The sequence below is a fragment of the Paenibacillus sp. FSL R5-0766 genome (assembly GCF_037971845.1).
In the GTDB taxonomy this organism is placed as follows: Bacteria; Bacillota; Bacilli; order Paenibacillales; family Paenibacillaceae; genus Paenibacillus.
The window spans coordinates 5242862-5260883 of sequence record NZ_CP150227.1; the positions used below are offsets into that span (position 1 = coordinate 5242862).

16 protein-coding genes are annotated in these 18022 nt (G+C 44.3%); 3 read left to right on the plus strand and 13 right to left on the minus strand.

The genetic code is table 11. The annotated features are described in order from the left end of the window. Window positions 1–38: 38 nt before the first annotated feature. The 7 genes from MKY66_RS22720 to MKY66_RS22750 form a co-directional block, all read right to left on the minus strand. The gene (locus MKY66_RS22720) at window positions 39–680 is read right to left on the minus strand and encodes an ABC-2 transporter permease (RefSeq protein WP_076212274.1); all 642 of its coding nucleotides are present in this window, start codon (window positions 678–680) and stop codon (window positions 39–41) included. Continuing rightward, window positions 681–1532 (minus strand): ABC transporter ATP-binding protein, encoded by an 852-nt coding sequence (locus tag MKY66_RS22725; protein WP_076212276.1) that lies wholly within the window; start codon window positions 1530–1532, stop codon window positions 681–683. Between the two features lie 26 nt (window positions 1533–1558). Continuing rightward, window positions 1559–2851 (minus strand): pitrilysin family protein, encoded by a 1293-nt coding sequence (locus tag MKY66_RS22730; protein WP_305956069.1) that lies wholly within the window; start codon window positions 2849–2851, stop codon window positions 1559–1561. Further along, the gene (locus tag MKY66_RS22735; protein WP_083657147.1) at window positions 2848–4122 is read right to left on the minus strand and encodes a pitrilysin family protein; all 1275 of its coding nucleotides are present in this window, start codon (window positions 4120–4122) and stop codon (window positions 2848–2850) included. Before MKY66_RS22735 ends, MKY66_RS22730 begins: the two co-directional genes overlap by 4 nt. A 452-nt stretch (window positions 4123–4574) precedes the next feature. After that, window positions 4575–4880, minus strand: coding sequence for a YfzA family protein (locus MKY66_RS22740; protein WP_076212282.1), 306 nt, complete (start codon window positions 4878–4880; stop codon window positions 4575–4577). Between the two features lie 164 nt (window positions 4881–5044). Next, on the minus strand, window positions 5045–5599 hold the full coding sequence (locus MKY66_RS22745; RefSeq protein WP_076212284.1) for a methylated-DNA--[protein]-cysteine S-methyltransferase: 555 nt from the start codon (window positions 5597–5599) through the stop codon (window positions 5045–5047). Window positions 5600–5641: 42 nt separating this feature from the next. Further along, window positions 5642–6346 (minus strand): DNA alkylation repair protein, encoded by a 705-nt coding sequence (locus MKY66_RS22750; protein WP_047844001.1) that lies wholly within the window; start codon window positions 6344–6346, stop codon window positions 5642–5644. A 191-nt stretch (window positions 6347–6537) separates the two neighbouring features. Here MKY66_RS22750 and mgtE point away from each other — a divergent pair, with 191 nt between their 5' ends. Beyond that, complete coding sequence (gene mgtE, locus MKY66_RS22755; protein WP_076212288.1) at window positions 6538–7908, plus strand: magnesium transporter; 1371 nt, start codon at window positions 6538–6540, stop codon at window positions 7906–7908. A gap of 69 nt (window positions 7909–7977) precedes the next feature. Here mgtE and mmsB read toward each other — a convergent pair whose 3' ends face one another. From mmsB to MKY66_RS22785, 6 genes are all read right to left on the minus strand, one after another. Beyond that, a complete protein-coding gene (mmsB, locus tag MKY66_RS22760; RefSeq protein ID WP_036674453.1) occupies window positions 7978–9141 on the minus strand; it encodes a multiple monosaccharide ABC transporter permease in 1164 nt (387 codons plus the stop codon). Next, complete coding sequence (gene mmsA / locus MKY66_RS22765) at window positions 9110–10675, minus strand: multiple monosaccharide ABC transporter ATP-binding protein (RefSeq protein ID WP_076212291.1); 1566 nt, start codon at window positions 10673–10675, stop codon at window positions 9110–9112. Before mmsA ends, mmsB begins: the two co-directional genes overlap by 32 nt. A 21-nt stretch (window positions 10676–10696) precedes the next feature. Further along, entirely contained in the window at window positions 10697–11782 is a 1086-nt protein-coding gene (gene chvE, locus MKY66_RS22770) for a multiple monosaccharide ABC transporter substrate-binding protein (protein ID WP_076212292.1), read from the minus strand. 318 nt (window positions 11783–12100) lie between these two features. Then, window positions 12101–13351, minus strand: a complete 1251-nt coding sequence (locus tag MKY66_RS22775; protein WP_179088543.1) for a response regulator — start codon at window positions 13349–13351, stop codon at window positions 12101–12103. Between the two features lie 56 nt (window positions 13352–13407). Beyond that, window positions 13408–15276: a sensor histidine kinase gene (locus MKY66_RS22780; protein WP_076212294.1), complete on the minus strand. Its 1869-nt coding sequence runs from the start codon at window positions 15274–15276 to the stop codon at window positions 13408–13410. A 91-nt stretch (window positions 15277–15367) separates the two neighbouring features. Continuing rightward, window positions 15368–16375 (minus strand): substrate-binding domain-containing protein, encoded by a 1008-nt coding sequence (locus MKY66_RS22785; protein WP_076212296.1) that lies wholly within the window; start codon window positions 16373–16375, stop codon window positions 15368–15370. A 207-nt stretch (window positions 16376–16582) separates the two neighbouring features. Between MKY66_RS22785 and MKY66_RS22790 the strand changes: the two genes are divergently transcribed. Both MKY66_RS22790 and MKY66_RS22795 read left to right on the plus strand, forming a co-directional pair. After that, window positions 16583–17164 (plus strand): LysE family transporter, encoded by a 582-nt coding sequence (locus MKY66_RS22790; RefSeq protein WP_076212299.1) that lies wholly within the window; start codon window positions 16583–16585, stop codon window positions 17162–17164. A 19-nt stretch (window positions 17165–17183) separates the two neighbouring features. Further along, on the plus strand, window positions 17184–17960 hold the full coding sequence (locus MKY66_RS22795) for an AraC family transcriptional regulator (protein ID WP_076212301.1): 777 nt from the start codon (window positions 17184–17186) through the stop codon (window positions 17958–17960). Window positions 17961–18022: the final 62 nt, after the last annotated feature.

An 18022-nucleotide genomic window follows, 5' to 3' on the forward strand; every position in this document is an offset into this window, starting at 1 on the left:
AAAAAAATTTTTGAGCCTGTTTTATAAACTTGTCATTCTTAAAATTCTTTCCTTCGGTATATTAGAATAGCAGACCATAAAGATACAATATAGACAATAACACCAAATATTAAGTAAATAATCGGGGCAAGTAGATCTGGATTGTTCGGGTTAAAGAATGATGCCACATAACCAACCAAGCTTTGTGAAACAATCGTAATCAATATCGCCCCACCTACACTCCCCAATGTAATGGAATCCGATTTTTCTGGACCAAAGATGTAGTACAGTGGAAAGTTTATTGCACCAGTGAGAAGAACTGCGAAAATCCCAAAAAAGATAGAATCGGACATCTCATTGATCGGCGTGCCTGACACCAGATCATATATATAAAAGATGCTATACGATAGTATAACTCCGTAAATTACCACCAAAAAATAGAAGAGGTAGTGACTTTGTACAATAGTACTTCTACTGACAGGTAGAGTAAGAACATATTTATCATAACCCGACTTACCCTCGAATTTGATTACGTCAAGGGCAGACATCACCATAAGCAAGATATTTAACAGTGCAACTAACCGATGCATAGAGGCATCTGCAAATGTTAAAATGATGACCGATAACAGTATGGCCAGTCCCGTATATAAAAAGGAACTCCGATAAACTAAATAATAACTTGTCAATAATAAACCGTTCATTTATTCATTACTCCTTGTTAATAATAAGCTGATGTCATCCATTGAGATGGGCTTCGTCACCAGATCATGCGGTAATTGCTTTTTATCGGATACAAGTACACTGTAATACGTATCAAGGTTTCTTTTGGCAACCACGATATCTTGGTTAAGTGAATTAAGTTTTTCCATGTCCATATCTACAATTGTATAGTTTTCAAAAACTTCATCTTTCTCTGCATTCAGCAAAATTTCACCTTCCTTTATAATGACAAGATGAGTAGCTATTTTCTCAATATCACTCATTATATGAGAGGAAAGTAATATACCCCCGTTTTCTTTGCTGGCAAAACTTTTTAACTCATTTAACATCTCTTCTCTTGATGAGGAGTCAAGCCCTCCCGTCGCTTCGTCAAGAAGCAATAATTGTGCATTATGCGATAATGCAACAGCAACTGACAGTTTCATTGACATCCCACGTGAAAATTCATTTACCTTTTTATCTACAGGAAGAGAAAAAGAACTAACTAAACGATGAAAGTTATCCTGATCCCAAGAATCAAACAATTTGCCAAAAACTTTATTCAGTTGCTTTATTGTAAGATGAGCCGGTAGATTAGCTGCATCAAATACGACGCCAATCTTCTCTTTGATTTTAGGGTTTTTATTTATATTTTCTTCTCCAAATATGTTCACCATGCCATCGTCATTGGAAATTAACCCTAATACAATTTTGAATGTTGTTGATTTCCCCGCACCGTTATCGCCAATAAAACCAACAATTGATCCGGATGGGACATTAAATGAAATCCCCTTTAAGACAACCTTGTTTCCATAGGATTTTCTAACATTTTTAATTTCTAAAAGATTTGACATTCTCTCACCTCCTGATTTTCTGTTTTCTATTTGTCCTTTACAATTAATGTTGTTCTTGAATCATCCGAAAAGTGTACATGCAGTACATCTTCAAGATCAGATGCTGTTAAGCTCTCAAGTGTTGGCAATACGTCAAATAAGTCCAAGTCATTAAAACGATAACGTGTAAATTGATTAGCGATAAATTGAGGCGAGTTAATGGCACTTAAAAATGCACCAATCTCTTTGTTAATAACACGTTCTGCATCGTCTTGATTGATGGAGTCCTTTTTAAATTTCTCGATGGTTTCACTTATAATTTTAATTACGTCTTCAGGCGAATAACTGTTTCCACCTATGATCGAAAACCCAAAATTCTTTTCATGTGTATATTCGAAATTAAATGATTTGTCCACATAACCATTCTCATACATTTTCTCATAAGCTTCTGAACCGCTTCCGAACATCAACTCAAGCAAAACATTTAATGACAACTCATATTTAAGTATCTCTTGTCCTTGTTTTATCGGAAATGATTCTTTGTATCCAATAAAAACTTTAGGAATCGGAACTGGCAATTTTATAACACTTGAGCTTTTGTTCACTGCAGCACCTTCTTCAGGAAAAAAACGGCGAATCTTTTTAGTTTCCGGAAATTCTTTTTGCTCCTGGTTGCTTCGAACAAGCCTTAAAATTTCTTCAGGAACTACAGGTCCAATAACGAACAGCAACATGTTGCTCGGGTGATAAAATGTATTATAGCAAGTGTACAAATCCTCTTTTGTAATTTGTTGAATAGAAGGAATTGTTCCTGCAAGATCGATTTTAACTGGATGACTCTTATACAGATTATCCAGAACACCAAATCGTGCACGCCAGTCTGGATTATCGTCATACATTTTTATTTCCTGTTCAATGATACCTTTTTCCTTTTCTACCGTTTCATCTGTAAAATAGGGTTCCTGAACAAAATCAAGAAGAGTTGTGAGATTCTCTTTTATGCGAGATGTAGCCGATAATGTATACGCTGTACGAGTGAAACCGGTGAATGCATTAACAAAGGCTCCTTGCTCTGCAAATTTATGAAATGCATCCCATTTTTCACATTCAAACATCTTATGTTCTAAAAAATGGGCTATTCCATCCGGGAATTGAACAAAATAATCTTTTCCTTCAGGTGAAAATTTGTTATCTATCGAACCGTACTTAGTTGTGAATGTAGCAACTGTTTTATGGAAGTCTTTCTTGGGATGTATGTACACTTCAAGGCCATTGGGGAGCTTTTTATAATATATGGTTTCTTCTAATCCCTCATAAATAATGGGGTGCAATTCATTCACTCCTCTCTATTCAAAAAGTAGATCGAATCCAGTTCCCACTTTTTAGCCGTGCAAATGACATCAGCTTTTGATATTTTACTAATTCTTTGAATCTGATCATGTATATCAATAGATAATCCACTATCCACAGATTGAATGAATATGTCCATAATTCCTACAGGAGAATCATGCGCTTCCAATAATAGATTAATCAACATTCCTTTACCTTGTTCAACTTCCGCATCTGTAAATTCTCCTTGTTTCATGGCACGCTCTTGTTCTCTAATCATTTCAACTACACGTTCATAATGAATGAAATCAATCCCTGCCATAGCGATCAATAATCCTTTATTGCTTTCCATTTGGGAATGAGAGAAGTAAGCAAGACTTTCCTTTTCACGTATATTACGAAATAGCTTGGAAGATGGAAACCTGCCAAAAATAGCATTCGCCACTCTTGCAGCCTCGTAATCCTCATCTTGTATTGTCGAAGAAATTCTGTACCCTAACAGAAGGATACCTTGCTTTACGTCCATTTTATCTTCAATAACTTTAATATCATTTACAGTTACACCTGCAGAAGAAAACCCTTTCATAAATTCATTGTTATGTTGTTCACAAAAGATGTTCTGCACCATTAATTTGACCTGATCTTCGTTAAACGCACCCACAATAAATAAGTCAAAACGATCCGTTTGAAGCATATTTTCGTAGGCTTGATAAATTGCTATTGCATCCAGTGAATTAATATCTTCTTTTCTTCCGAATGCTGGAATTTGGTAAGGCTCACCTTTATACATCTCTTCTAGCAAGCGAACATTCGCGTATAGCATTTTTTCATTATGTATTGAATCAATCCGTTGTTTTAAGGAACGTTTCTCTTGTTCAACAATTACAGAATGAAACCCTCCATTTTCAATTAAGGGATTGTAAACGATCTCATGCAATAACTCAAGAGACGACTTCAGTAATGAAGCAGAATCATCAAGAAATTTGTCCGCAGGTATCTCCATCCTAAAAACAATGCTATGATCTTCACCTTTTTTTTGTACATCTAGAAGGAGAGTTGCTCCGTACAATTTATCAAGTTTTTGTTGTATCAACTTACGATTCGGGTAATGTATTGACCCTCCGTTCAGGATATGGGGAATGAGTGCTCTTGCAGTGATCAAACTCTCTTGGAGAGGCGACTTCATCGTTAACATAATGCTTACTGTCTTAAATTTATTCGTGTTGTACAGGTGAAGATGTACGCCGTTTAACTCCTCGGAACTTATATGTATATCTTCCAACTGTGATTTCCCCCTCATATATCTATATAAGAATTCTTTTTATGTCCAAATCCATAAATATATTAATTGATGATCACCAAGATAGTAAACTAAATAATCTACATTTACATATTTTTTCCACTATTGTATCATAACCTATCATATAGTTCTACCATAATTGCCAAAATAATTCAAAATTCCTCTTTACTACAAACGGACGTTCCTCACGTAACATCGACTCTTTGAGAACTCACTCTTGTTTATGCGTTTGAATTATTAAAATGTTCTGAAACTGCACATTTGATATTTAGAAGTGACTGATGTGGAGAGAAAGCTGAAAAAGAGGAATTATAGATAAGGTGATCTTAAGAGAACGTCATCAGAGAAAATAACAAGCTGGCTCCTGGTGTTTACCATAACCAGCTTGCAAATTGGATTTCTATAAATCTTTTAGTATCCTGCCATTTGTTTGCTTATCTTTTTGCAAATATAGCTGATATACTATCTCCCAATGCTTGAATCAATATTGCAACAACGTGAACTATCAAAAACAAATTAAAAAATGGAAAAGAATACGGGGCAATCCGTTCGGTGAGTAATTTTGATTCCAAAATCCCTCTTACCGTTTTGGCCAATACGTTGTCACTATCGTTTATACTGGGTTCCAAGAAAGTGCCATCAATGGCGATAAAAATCATTTGAACAACTATGAATATTCCAATCGTAATGATCCAGCGCTTTGCTCGATTAGAATGACGCTTTTGAGGAGCATACGACATCGTAGTTCCTCCTTTCTGAATTAAATTTGAATCCTCATTGAATATGCATATTCCTAGTAGTTGTATTTAAGATATATATATATACCACACATAGATTATATACCACTTCCATATTACAAATCACTTATTTTATCCCAAATAAAGAAAAAAAAGTATAATCAAGCTTAAAAATGAAACCGCGCATGCCCTCCATCGGTCACACCTTCAATCTGTTCGATATCCAGCAGTCTGCGCTTCATCTCCAGGCCTCCACGGAACCCGGTCAGCTTGCGATTAGCCCCAATAATGCGGTGGCATGGTAGCAGAACCGGAATTGGATTGGCCCCATTGGCAGCCCCAACTGCTCGCACAGCCGAAGGTCTTCCAATCGCAGCGGCAATGTCACCATAGGTCCGAATTTCACCGTAAGGCACACGCCCTAGCTCTCTCCATACCTCCTGCTGGAAGTTCGTTCCGATCAAGTCCAGTGGGATCGCATCTGTATAAGCCATCGGTTCTCCTGCAAAATAGGACTGCAACCAGTCGATCATACCTGTTTGTTTCAGAGCATCCTCGTTCTCTTCCAGTTCCACGCCAGGTGCAACCTTCTGTATCCAGCCGTTCCAATCTTCCAATGTTTCGTTTGGCATGACCACTCGGCACAATCCCTGTTCCGTAGCGAGCAGCACCCATGGACGACCGTCCAACTGCATCGTGGTGTACATCAACTTTTTTCTCATTCGTTTACCGCCCTCTCCCTGGTGGAATGCTTAATGCTAGAACTAGGAGGTAATCTGCTTCTTCACCTTACGTTTCATACTACGGATCATCTGCTTGCTCTCTGGATCCACGCGATAAGATTCCGTGATTTTCTGAAGTGCCTTATTATACGTAAAATCGTCCAGGGTATTATGGTTCAGATAACGCATAGTCACCTCAGGTTGTTTCACATAAGCCATTGAGATGGCCCAAGCCACTGCCATTTTCACATAATACGCCTCGTGCCTAATCTGATCCAATGCGGATAGAACCTGATCGATATATCTCTCATTCAGATAAAAATTCAACAGCATTACCACACCAAACCGGATTTCATATTCCTGATCTGATCTCAGATACGGCTGCAAGAACGCCCACATGGGCTCCGAATGGACCTTCGTATATTTCAGTCCAGCACAGAAGCTGTCACACACCGACCAGTTGTCAATCTTCGGTACAAATGTTTCAATAGCCTTTAACAGTTCGTCCAGATCAGCCTGTACATGCCCAATGACCATCGCTTGCAACATCACTTCTTCAAAATATTCATCCTCTGCCGTTTCCAGATACGTGCGCCAGTCCCCGGCGGCAAGTTGCTTGGCAATTTTTCGTAAGGCTGGCAACCTTACACCAAGTACATTCGTGATGTTGGGAATAAGTGCAGCCGAGAATTTCTGATACTCCGGCTCAACCATGCTGAGCAATTGTGTTCTGATATCTACTTCCACTAGCGCATGTCCTCCTCGTCTGTTGCTGTACAACAAGTATATCCTTGAAGTGGCTGTTTGTAAGCCCATATCGAATGTTTGAGCAAGATTACAATATCATTTTGGGTATTCTCTTTTTTTATCCATTTGTTTAACCGCCAACCTATTTCGTTTAAAAATATGAAGCTGACCGAATAGAAAGGAGTGTCGATATGAACGGACCTCATACCAAAAAAGATTTCTCCGTGGAGGAGATCACCAAACAACTCGTGCAACATGTGCAATCCCGGAACCTTCCCGATTTCTATAAATTGGTGAAAGAACTGCATCCCTACGACCTCTCACTTGTATATAAAAAGTTCCCTGAAGAAGAAACCAATCGGTTTCTGCTCCTCTTCAAACCCGATGCTCTGGCGGATCTCGCCGAGACCCTGAAGCTGCACGACCAGATTCAACTGTTTGAACGACTTGGGCCGGAACGAACACTTGAAGTCATGCAGCGGATGGACAAAAGTGATTTGATCCGGTTTATGCACGATTTACCCGCCAAACGCCGAGAAGAATTGCTGTCCAACATGAATCTGGACCACTCTGCCATTATCCGATCCGTGCTTAATTATCCGCCGGAGACGGCAGGACGCATCATGACAGATCAATATCGGACCCTGCTCGCTCATGAGACAGCGAAGGAAGCCTTACGGCAATCACAAGGTACCATGCATATCTCCCCCTCCAGTTACCTCTATGTGACCGATGATGAAGGCAAACTGGTCGGTGTCGTGAGTTATCGATCTCTTGCCTTGGCTGACGATAAGACCCAGGTTGAAGAACTGATGACCCGGCGGGTGATCCATGCAACGGTAGATATGGACCAGGAAGAAGCAGCACAGCTTCTACAGCGTTATGAGTTTATTGCACTTCCGGTGGTGGATGAAAATCACAGGTTATGCGGTATCATTCAGATGGATGATGTCATCGATATTATTATGGATGAAGCCAGTGAAGATTTGGCCAAGATGGGGGGCGGCAGCAAGGATATCGACTTTGATACCAAACCACTTGTGGCCGTCAGACGCAGGCTTCCCTGGCTCATATTGCTTCTCTTGATTGGATTAATCTCGGGAAGTATCGTGGATTTTTTCGAAGATACACTCAATCAGGTTGTGGCATTGGCATTCTTCATGCCGATGATCGCAGGTATGACCGGTAACACAGGAACGCAGTCTCTGGCTGTTGTGGTACGCGGACTGATCGGACGCAAACTCGACAAAGCCACCGTACTCGCACTGATTGGTCGGGAGATCAAGGTAGGAATAATGATTGGCTTGGTATGTGGATTGCTGATTACTGTCATCGCTTATTTCTGGCAAGGGGACTGGCTGCTGGGCGCCATTATTGGGGTATCTCTGTTCCTCACTCTTGTCATTGGTACACTGACCGGTACATGCATCCCGCTTCTGCTTAGTCGTTTCAAAGTCGACCCGGCTGTTGCCTCTGGCCCGTTAATCACCACATTGAATGATATCTTGTCCCTGTTTATCTATTTTGGCATCGCCACACGTTTCCTCGATGCCTTGATGTAAATAAGTTGTGCATACAGCAAAACAGACCTGATCCTGAGATCATGGTCTGTTTTTTCATTTTATTAAGTGTTACGCCGATCTTTTATTTTTATTATAGATATCAAATGCTACAGCCAGCAGCAAAACCAATCCCTTAATCCCCTGCTGCCAGTCTATGCCGAGACCAATCAGGGACATCCCGTTATTCAGGACACCCATAACCAAACCACCGATGATGGCACCAAATACCGTACCTATGCCCCCTGAAGCGGAAGCACCACCGATGAAGCAGGCCGCAATGGCATCCAGCTCGAAGTTGGTACCCGCTCTTGGCGTAGCTGCATTCAGACGTGCGGCGAAGATCAACCCGGATACCGCGGCAAGTGTACCCATGTTCACGAAAACCCAGAAGGTTACCTTTTTTGTTTTGACCCCAGACAGACCTGCGGCCTTCTCATTACCTCCAAGCGCATACACATGCCGTCCCATGACAGTACGATTCATAACGAAGGAGTACACAACGATCAGGACAAACAGCAGAACCAAGATATTCGGAATACCTGCATAACTTGCGAGTACAAACGTAAACAGATTTGTCACCACAGCCACCACAATCAACTTGAGCAAAAACAGTCCCTGTGACACGACCTCGAATCCATATTTTCGCTGGGAACGGCGTTCCCGCAGTTCATTGACAATGTACCAAACGGTAAGCACAAGACCCACAATGATAGATACCAGACCGAAACCTGAGAATTGAATGTCCGCCAGGAAGCCCGAGCTTATTTTCTGGAAACCACCCGGGAAAGGAGAGATCGATTGCCCCTCCAGCACGATCATCGTCAAGCCGCGGAACAGCAGCATACCTGCCAGCGTCACGATAAATGCCGGAATTCGCACATAGGCGATCCAGAAGCCTTGCCATGCACCGATCAAAGCGCCAACCAGCAAGGAAGCGATGACCGCAAGCCAAGCCGGAAGCTGCCAATCAACCATCATAATCGCGGCAACGGCACCAACAAAGGCTGCAATGGAACCAACAGACAGGTCAATATGCCCGGTAATGATGACCAGCACCATTCCGATCGCCAGCACCAAAATGTAGCTGTTCTGCAAGATCAGATTCGTAATATTAATCGGCTTGAGCAACAGCCCGCCTGTAAGTACCTCGAACAAAAGCATAATCACTACCAAGGCAATAATCATGCCGTATTGACGGATATTATTTTTGAACAGTTTTGTTATCATTTCCATGCTTGCCGCCTCCAGACTTGGTCATATATCTCATCAACGTTTCCTGCGATGCTTGCTCCCGGCTGACTTCACCGGTGATTCGTCCGGCATTCATCACATAGATCCGGTCACACAGGCCAAGAACCTCCGGAAGCTCGGATGAGATTACCAGTACGCCCTTGCCTTCAGCAGCAAGCCGATGAATGATCGTATAGATTTCGAATTTCGCTCCCACATCGATACCGCGGGTAGGTTCATCCAGGATAAGAATATCTGGTCCGGCAAAAATCCATTTGCTGAGCACCACTTTTTGCTGGTTGCCTCCACTCAGATTACCGGTCTTCTGCAAAATACTTGGTGCTTTGATGTTCATGCTTTTCTTCATCTTTTCCGCCACCAGTACTTCTTCACGCTCGTTCACTACTGCGTTTCGCGTCAGCTTGCTCAGACCCGTTAAGGAAATATTGCGCTTGATGTCATCCATCAGAATGAGTCCGTATTCCTTGCGGTCTTCTGTCACATAAGCAAACCCATTCTGAATAGCCTCTGTGACGGTATTGTTGTGGATCGGTTTACCATTCTTAATGAGTTGACCCGAAATATTCCGGCCATAGGATTTGCCAAAGATACTCATGGCAAGCTCGGTACGCCCAGCGCCCATCAGCCCGGCAATACCTACAATCTCACCACGTCTGATATTCATATGGATCTGATCCAGTACCTTCCGCTCGGCATGATGTTCGTGATATACCGTCCAGTCCTTTACCTCTAGGATAACTTCACCAATGGTCGCATGACGTTCCGGATAACGGCTGGTGAGATCACGTCCTACCATTCCGCTAATAATCCGGTCCTCCGTCACTTTTTCCTTCTTCATATCCAACGTCTCAATTGTCTTGCCATCCCGTAAAATGGTCACAGAATCGGATACCTTGGATACCTCATTCAGCTTGTGTGAGATCAGGATACAGGCGATGCCCTGTTTCTTGAATTCCAGCATCAATTGCAGCAGATTTTCACTGTCGTCCTCGTTCAGCGCAGCGGTTGGCTCATCCAAAATAAGCAGCCGAACCTTTTTGGAGAGCGCTTTCGCAATTTCGACCAGTTGCTGCTTGCCTACACCGATGCTGGATACCAGCGTGTTTGGATTTTCGCTCAGTCCCACCTTCGAGAGCAGTTCTCGTGTACCTACAAAAGTTTCCTTCCAGTTGACAATTCCTTTGCTCGCACGCTCATTGCCCAGATATATATTTTCCGCGATTGAAAGGTAGGGAATCAGGGCCAGCTCCTGATGGATAATGACAATTCCCAGATCCTCGCTCTGCTTGATATTCTTGAACTCACAATTTTTGCCCTGAAATAAAATGTCGCCTTCATACGTGCCATGTGGATATACACCACTCAGTACCTTCATCAAGGTAGATTTACCTGCGCCATTTTCACCACATATGGAATGAATTTCGCCTTCACGGACTTTTAGATTGACATTTTCCAGTGCTTTAACGCCAGGAAAGGTTTTGGTGATGTTTTTCATTTCCAGAATGATTCCGGCCATGGGATGTGCTCCTTTCATTTATTATTTCAGTCCGATTTCTTCCTTCGTGTAATACTGTGTACCAACGATATCCTGCTCCACATTTGTACGGTCCACCGAGATGGGATCCAAGAGATACGCCGGAACAACCTCAATTCCGTTGTTATATGATGTTGTATCATTAACTTCCGCCTGTTTTCCTTGCAAAATACTATTGGCCATCTCTACCGTCTTCTCCGCTAGCTTCCGTGTATCCTTGAACACCGTCTGCGTCTGTTCCCCGGCCACAATTGACTTAATTGAGGCAAGTTCGGCATCCTGTCCTGTAATAACGGGGAGCGGCTTGTTCGAAGTACCGTAACCAATCCCTTTCAAAGATGAAATGATACCAATACTGATTCCATCATAAGGAGATAATACTGCATCCAGATGATCACCCGAGTAATACGCACTCAGCAGGTTATCCATCCGTGACTGGGCCAGTGCCCCGTCCCAGCGCAAGGTCGCAATCTGGGCCATCGTCATCTGCTTGCTGCGTACCACCAGTTTGCCGGAATCGATGTACGGCTTCAGGACAGACATCGCACCGTCGAAGAAGAAATAGGCATTATTATCATCAGGAGAGCCACCAAACAGCTCAATGTTATACGGTCCTTTTCCATCCTTGAGTCCAAGCTTTTGTTCGATGTAGGAGGCTTGAAGCACACCAACCTTAAAATTGTCGAACGTGGCGTAATAGGTTAGATAGGGCGTATTACGAATGAGGCGATCATACGAGATCACTTGTATCCCTTCGTCATGCGCTTTCTTGATTACATCCGTTAATGTGTTGCCATCCACGGACGCGATGACCATCACATCCACACCTTTGGTGATCATGTTTTCAATCTGTGAAATCTGATTCTCGACCACATCCTCAGCATACTGAAGATCGGTTTTGTACCCCTGCTCCTGAAACAGACGGACCATGTTCTCCCCGTCTCCCACCCATCGTTCTGATGATTTGGTTGGCATCGATATACCGACATATCCCTTGTCTTTGCTGCCTGGACCACTCTCTGCCAGATTGCAGGCCGAGAGCATCAAGGTCATCACCAGAAGCCAGATGAGCATTGCTCCTTTTTTCATATGAAGTTCCCCTTTCCTCACGTCATACGGTTCTGAATGAGTTATAAGATAACGCTTACAATACATGTAGTGCATCCTGTTGCTTGCTGTTCCTGTCTGAGACTAATGGTAGCATTCGAGATGCCGCAAGGTCTTTGCACGTTTTGAACCTTTTTTATAAAAATTTAACTTTTGATGGAAACGCTTAAAGTACAAGTGTGACCCATGAGATACCATACCAGAGTCAAAAAAAAGGACATGCTCCACTTCGCTTCACGCGAAGTAGAACACATCCATCTCATTTATCACACGTCTGAATGAACAACTGTAATACGATATTTAATTCGCGGAAGGATGATAAGCTGTCCCCCCGTTCTTTCGATACTGCACTGGTGAAATGCCCATTGTTTTCTTAAATGCAGTGCTGAAATAATGTTGGGTATCATAACCTACACGCTCAGCTATGGTGTGGATCGGCAGTGTTGTTGAGTCCAACAGCTGTATAGCCTTGCGAATGCGAGCATGCGTGACAAGTGTGACAAAGGAATCATTCAGCTCTTTCTTCAGCACACGACTAAGATATACAGCAGATACTTGTAGACGGGAAGCGAGCGATTCCAGAGTCAGTTCCCGATCGGCATACTCTTCGTGAATAAGCTGTCTTGCCCGGCGCACCAGAGGCGACAACTGCACTTCCCCGTATACCCGCTCACGGCAATGACGGTACGTATCCGGCGTTTCTTCCAGTGTCCCTGCGTGTGTCTCCACATGAGCATGAATGGCAATATTCAGGCAAGAACTGATCTGTTGTTCCAAAAGAGACTCTATCTCTTCAGGGGCTTCCTGCCACAGACACATGCCGATCAAGCCGCTTACGTCCCGAAACAGGACATGTGGCACATCCCCCAGCAGTTCACTAATTATATTTTCCACTGCAAACAGAAACAACTGACGATCATTCTCTCTCAGTATCGTCTGACGAGCTGCAGCGGCAGGCCAGCGTACGACCCCAATCTGCACAGGTGGGACGGCGGGCAGCCGCAAAAACACAAGCTGCTCCGTCAAATTTCTTCCCTCAGCCTGCCCTTCCAGCCATTCCAGCATAAATCGCTGGCGAAGCAACGGGATATTACGTTCAATCTGATGAGCTGCCTGTTGTACATATGCCGTCCTCTGGTGCTCTTCAGTAAGTCGCTGATGCAATCGCTCAAGTGCAGCATGTAATTGTTCTGCTTGCACAGGTTTTAAGATGTAATCCTCTACGCCAAGACGAACCGCCTCCTGCGCATATGCAAATTCATCATGTCCCGAGATGATCAGGTAACGACAGCCCGGACACTTCTGCTGAAGGGCACGGATTAGTTCGATTCCGTTCAGGAATGGCATATTCATATCAACGAGAACAATATCCACACCCAGGTCAGCCGCCCGTTCCAGCGCTTCCTCGCCATCTTCCGCTTCACCTACAACCTCCATCCCAAGCGATGTCCAGTCAATGGCATCCCGAATCCCCTCACGAATGATCGGTTCATCATCAGCGATGAGCACGCGATATTTCTTCGCCACATGGCTATCCGGCGTAATCTCCATTACTGTGGTTGATGCGGATGTCTCATCTGTTTCAGTGGAAGTTGTCACGCCTGATTTCATGAATTTTCCCATTCACTCTCCTGCCTCTCTTCGTTATTGATTTGCTTGGTTGGTGGGAGCTCTCGCATCAACGGATGATTGATGGTCACACTCGTTCCTTCACCTTCCTGGCTCTCCAGTACAATACCGTACTCATCGCCAAAGGACAGACGGAGACGGGCCTGCACATTCAACATTCCATAACTTTTGCCTGTCATCCCAGGCGAAGACGCTTCCAAACTTGCCAAAGGAGCTTCGAGCAGCTGCTGCATCTCGGCCAGCCGTTCGTTGGACATGCCTGCCCCATTATCCTGAACGGTCAGCAGTAGTCTGTTATGTTCCAATCTGGCCTCCACCCGAATGTGTCCCGGCCCACGCCTGCCCTTGATCCCATGATAGATTGCATTCTCTATTAGAGGCTGAAGCAGCAGCTTTAACACGAAAAGTTCCCCCAGTTCCTCTGGGATATTCAATGTATACTGAAGACGATCGCGGTATCGTGTCTGCTGAATTTGCAGATAGCTGGTCATATGCTCAATCTCGGAATGCAGCGGAATGTAATCCTGTCCCTTACTAAGCCCTATGCGAAATAATCGAGATAACGCGCCAACCATGCCGGATACATCTTCTGCCCCCTCTTTGCGCGCCATCCAATGAATCGTATCCAGGGTATTGTACAAAAAGTGTGGTTTGATATGCTCCTGCAAACTTCGCATCTCAGCGTCACGCTTCTGCCGCTCCCGCAATTCATTAAGTGATATCAGTTCTCGAATCTGTGCCAGCATTCGGTTATAACTGTTGCCAAGCATGCCAATCTCGTCAGCCCGGTCGCTCCAGCGACCTGGTCTGAGATTGCCGGTCTCCGCCCTGCGCATATAGGACATGAGCCGGAAAATAGGCTGAGCAATGGAACGGGAGAACCATAAAGAGGCGCTCAGGCCAAACAAACACACCACAAATACAAAGCTAACCACGTAAAACTGGATTTGGCGCACTTCGGATATCGAGTCTCTTGTTGGAAATACCCCTACCGTTCTCCAACCCGTAAAGGTAGACGACTGATACATGAATAATAACGTTCCACCTTCTGTTTCAGCGGTAAATGTTCCACTCTCACCGGAGGGGAACCAGTCTGTGGGAATGTGTTCTATTAGCGGGTGCTCCGGCTTATATACACTTTGACCTTCTGCATCCGTCACCATCACATAACCGGATTTCCCCAAGGTTACATTACGGGCAGCCTGAGAGACGGACCTTAGTTTAAGATCAATCATAATAACGCCCCGCACACGTCCTGACGCTTCATCCGTTATGGAACGCGCAACCGATACAATTTCATCGTCCTTATACCGTACATGTGTCGTGAGATTACGCTCTTTCGGCTGACCCAATACCATGAAGATGCCCGGATTGGCCGAAGCTTTTTGATACCAATTTTCCTGAATCAGGCTCTGTTCCGCTCGGGGATACATCTCGTTGCTAATATAGTCACCACTTGCATTGACGAGAACAATTCCGGCGATTTCAGGATATAATGTTGTGAACCCCTGCAAGGTTTGTTTGATGCCATATAACCGATTTTGCTCCGTTTCGGTAATTGTGTCCCTGTTCATCGATTCGATGCCTGCATCATCATTCGGTGGCATTTTGTCGTCCATAAAAGCATCAATATCCGGGTCAAATGCAATCAGATAGGTCATGTTTTGCAAATTTTCCATTTTGCTGTTCAGAGCTTCATTCACTTTGCCAATCAGTTGCATGGTATGCCCTTCAACCTGTCGCTCAACTACGCGCTCCACCGTCCAGTTCACAAGCAACCCAAGCCCTACGGATGGTACAATGGCGAATAACAGAAAAAGCAACATCAGCTGGTAGCGAAGGGGCATATTACGCAAGCGCAAACGCCGAATCCCGTTCCTGAAAGTGGAGAGAATCGCTCTCCTGCTCCAAGGCCTTGGACTCTTGAAATCTCCCTTGTTATTTGGCATAGTAATCATCCACATCCGAGCGTGTCACCACAGAGATCCCTGTGTCCACCATCACGGGAAGCGGTGCATTTTCACCGGATGAGGATGGGGCAGGAACCGTTAACTGATGATGCAGATGGAACAGATATTGGAGCGACCAATATCCCATATTCCAGGTTCCCTGTGCAATTGTAGCTGAGATCGTACCGTTCTTGATCATGTCCAATGTAGCCTTATTTGTATCAAACGAAATAATCTGCAATGGATGTCTGTCCCCGGCAGTTTGAACGGCTTCCCCCGCCCCTGCTCCTCCGGTGGCTTCAGTCACAAAAATACCCGCCAGCTCGGGATGTTCCTTCATCATTCTCTGTGTTTCGTCTCTGGATACCATCGCATCACCGTGTCCATCTGCAACTTCAACGATCCGCATGGAAGGGTACCTCTCCTTGATCGTATCGCGGAAGCCCTTCGTCCGCTCTTCATGATTTTGTTGCCCAGGTAAAGTTAATACCGCGACCTCTCCCTCACGACCCAGCAGTTCAGCCATTTTATCGGCAGCCATTACACCCGACTTGTAATTATCTGTCCCAAGAAAAGAATAGGCCTGGCTATCAGGTGCATCCGCGTCAAATAATACAACAGGGATATCTGCGTCGATTGCCTTGTTAATCGCTGGAACTAACGATTGTGGATCGATTGCAGATATAGCAATGCCCGCGGGTTTACGAGCGATAGCCTGCTCGATCACCATGGTCTGCTCCTTCGCATCATACCGGGTAGCCCCGCGATATTCTACGGTCACGCCAAGTGCATCCGCGGCATCCTCAAATCCTTTGAGCGGGCTCTTCCAATACTCCAGCCCGGACTGGAATGTAATCATGATATACGTCTCTCCGATATCACCGCGCAGCCCACGGTCCTCCCATGAACTGTTTACCTGACTGGTGTATTCGAATCTCAACACATACAACGCAAATGCTGAGATTAGCAAAATGTAAACAAGCAGCATTTTTTTCATTCCGTTCACTTCCTCAAGTTGTCTGATCACCTTGTACTTCGTTTAAATTGTAAACGCAATCATTCAAAAAGAAAACTCCCCCTTATCTTTTAAAAAGGAAGCTCCTGTTGCTAACCGTGTATCTGCTGCAATAATGTACTATATGGTATCTCCCTCTGGACGTATGATCATGGAACTAAACTACAACCAGAGGAGAGCATCAGCATTATGAATCTTGCATCTTTTTTAATCTACTGCATCGTCGTTACATTCACCCCCGGCCCCAGCAATATCGTAATTCTTTCTTCCGTACAACACGTTGGGGCACGTCAAACGATGCAATATGTGTGGGGAGCTACGCTGGCATTTGGTCTGCTGCTTACCGCTTCAGCTTTTCTTAATCAGCTTCTTGCGGGAGTGTTGCCAGGAATTCTAAAGGTGATGCAGATTGTCGGTGGCCTGTACATGGTGTATCTGGCGTACCAAATCTACAAGATGGGTTCCACGGAGGATGCACCAAAACAAGTTACCGGATTTTGGAACGGTTTCATCATGCAATTTGTGAATCCAAAGGTCGTCTTGTTTACTTTCACTGTCATCCCAAGTTATGTATTGCCCTTTTATCAAAGTTCATTTTCTTCGTTCCTGTTCGTGCTGTTAATTACCTTCATTGGATTCCTGGCCTATTCCAGTTGGGTTGTTTTTGGCACGGTTTTCAAAACATTGCTGAATCGGCACCAAAAATTACTGAGTATTCTCATGGCACTTTTTTTGTTATACTCAGCCATTATAGTATCCGGATTGATCTAAAGCTTGGGAGGTGTGCTGCATGGAACGGTTTAACTATAAAAAGTCGCAAGACGTGCTGGCACTATCCGCCAGCTTTACTGATTTTGCATACAAAAAACATTGCCATGAAGAGTATGCGGTCGGCGTAACCCTGCGCGGCATTCAACAATACAACCTGGACGGACAATATCAGGCCTCTCACCAAAATGGTGTCATGTTGTTTAACCGTGAACAGTCCCATGATGGAAGTTCCTATGATAAGGCTGGGATTGACTATGTGATGCTGTATTTGAAGCCGGATTTGGTAGAGGAGATTATAGGCAAAAAGGAATTGCGTTTTGGAAGTCCCATCGTCTATGATCCCGAGCTTGCCCGTAAGATCCTGATGCTGAACGACGCCGTTCAACTCAGACAGGACGAAGCCGAGTGTAGCGAACGGGTCTTCGATCTGGTTCACCTGCTGGCTCAGAAGGAAATGGACACCAAGCTCTGGTTGCCTCAGGACAACCTGGTCCGCAAAGCCAAGGAAATCATGTTTTGCAGCAACGAAGATGTGCTCAAGCTGGACAACCTAAGCTCCGAATTTGGCATGTCCAAGTTTCAATTTATCCGTGAATTCAAGGCACATGCAGGCATATCCCCCTACCAGTTTTTCTTAAACTGCAAGGTGGAGCGTGCCCGTCAATCCATCGAAACACACAAGGACGTCTATGCTGCTGTTGCCGATTGTGGATTCGTCGATCTGACCCATCTAAACCGACATTTCAAACGGGTATTTGGTGTCACAGCTTATGAATACATGTTGCAGCTGAACTAGTTCCATTGGATCGATAATCTCGACTCCAAATGGATAAAATTTGACGCCACTCCTGAAAATCC

Excerpts from the sequence above, each read along its gene's own strand:
- MKY66_RS22720 (WP_076212274.1), bottom strand. The coding sequence starts at position 680 with ATGAACGGTTTATTATTGACAAGTTATTATTTAGTTTATCGGAGTTCC.
- MKY66_RS22725 (WP_076212276.1), bottom strand. The coding sequence starts at position 1,532 with ATGTCAAATCTTTTAGAAATTAAAAATGTTAGAAAATCCTATGGAAAC.
- MKY66_RS22740 (WP_076212282.1), bottom strand. The coding sequence starts at position 4,880 with ATGTCGTATGCTCCTCAAAAGCGTCATTCTAATCGAGCAAAGCGCTGG.
- MKY66_RS22745 (WP_076212284.1), bottom strand. The coding sequence starts at position 5,599 with ATGAGAAAAAAGTTGATGTACACCACGATGCAGTTGGACGGTCGTCCA.
- mgtE (WP_076212288.1), top strand. The coding sequence starts at position 6,538 with ATGAACGGACCTCATACCAAAAAAGATTTCTCCGTGGAGGAGATCACC.
- mmsB (WP_036674453.1), bottom strand. The coding sequence starts at position 9,141 with ATGGAAATGATAACAAAACTGTTCAAAAATAATATCCGTCAATACGGC.
- mmsA (WP_076212291.1), bottom strand. The coding sequence starts at position 10,675 with ATGGCCGGAATCATTCTGGAAATGAAAAACATCACCAAAACCTTTCCT.
- chvE (WP_076212292.1), bottom strand. The coding sequence starts at position 11,782 with ATGAAAAAAGGAGCAATGCTCATCTGGCTTCTGGTGATGACCTTGATG.
- MKY66_RS22775 (WP_179088543.1), bottom strand. The coding sequence starts at position 13,351 with ATGGAGATTACGCCGGATAGCCATGTGGCGAAGAAATATCGCGTGCTC.
- MKY66_RS22780 (WP_076212294.1), bottom strand. The coding sequence starts at position 15,276 with ATGCCCCTTCGCTACCAGCTGATGTTGCTTTTTCTGTTATTCGCCATT.
- MKY66_RS22785 (WP_076212296.1), bottom strand. The coding sequence starts at position 16,375 with ATGAAAAAAATGCTGCTTGTTTACATTTTGCTAATCTCAGCATTTGCG.
- MKY66_RS22790 (WP_076212299.1), top strand. The coding sequence starts at position 16,583 with ATGAATCTTGCATCTTTTTTAATCTACTGCATCGTCGTTACATTCACC.
- MKY66_RS22795 (WP_076212301.1), top strand. The coding sequence starts at position 17,184 with ATGGAACGGTTTAACTATAAAAAGTCGCAAGACGTGCTGGCACTATCC.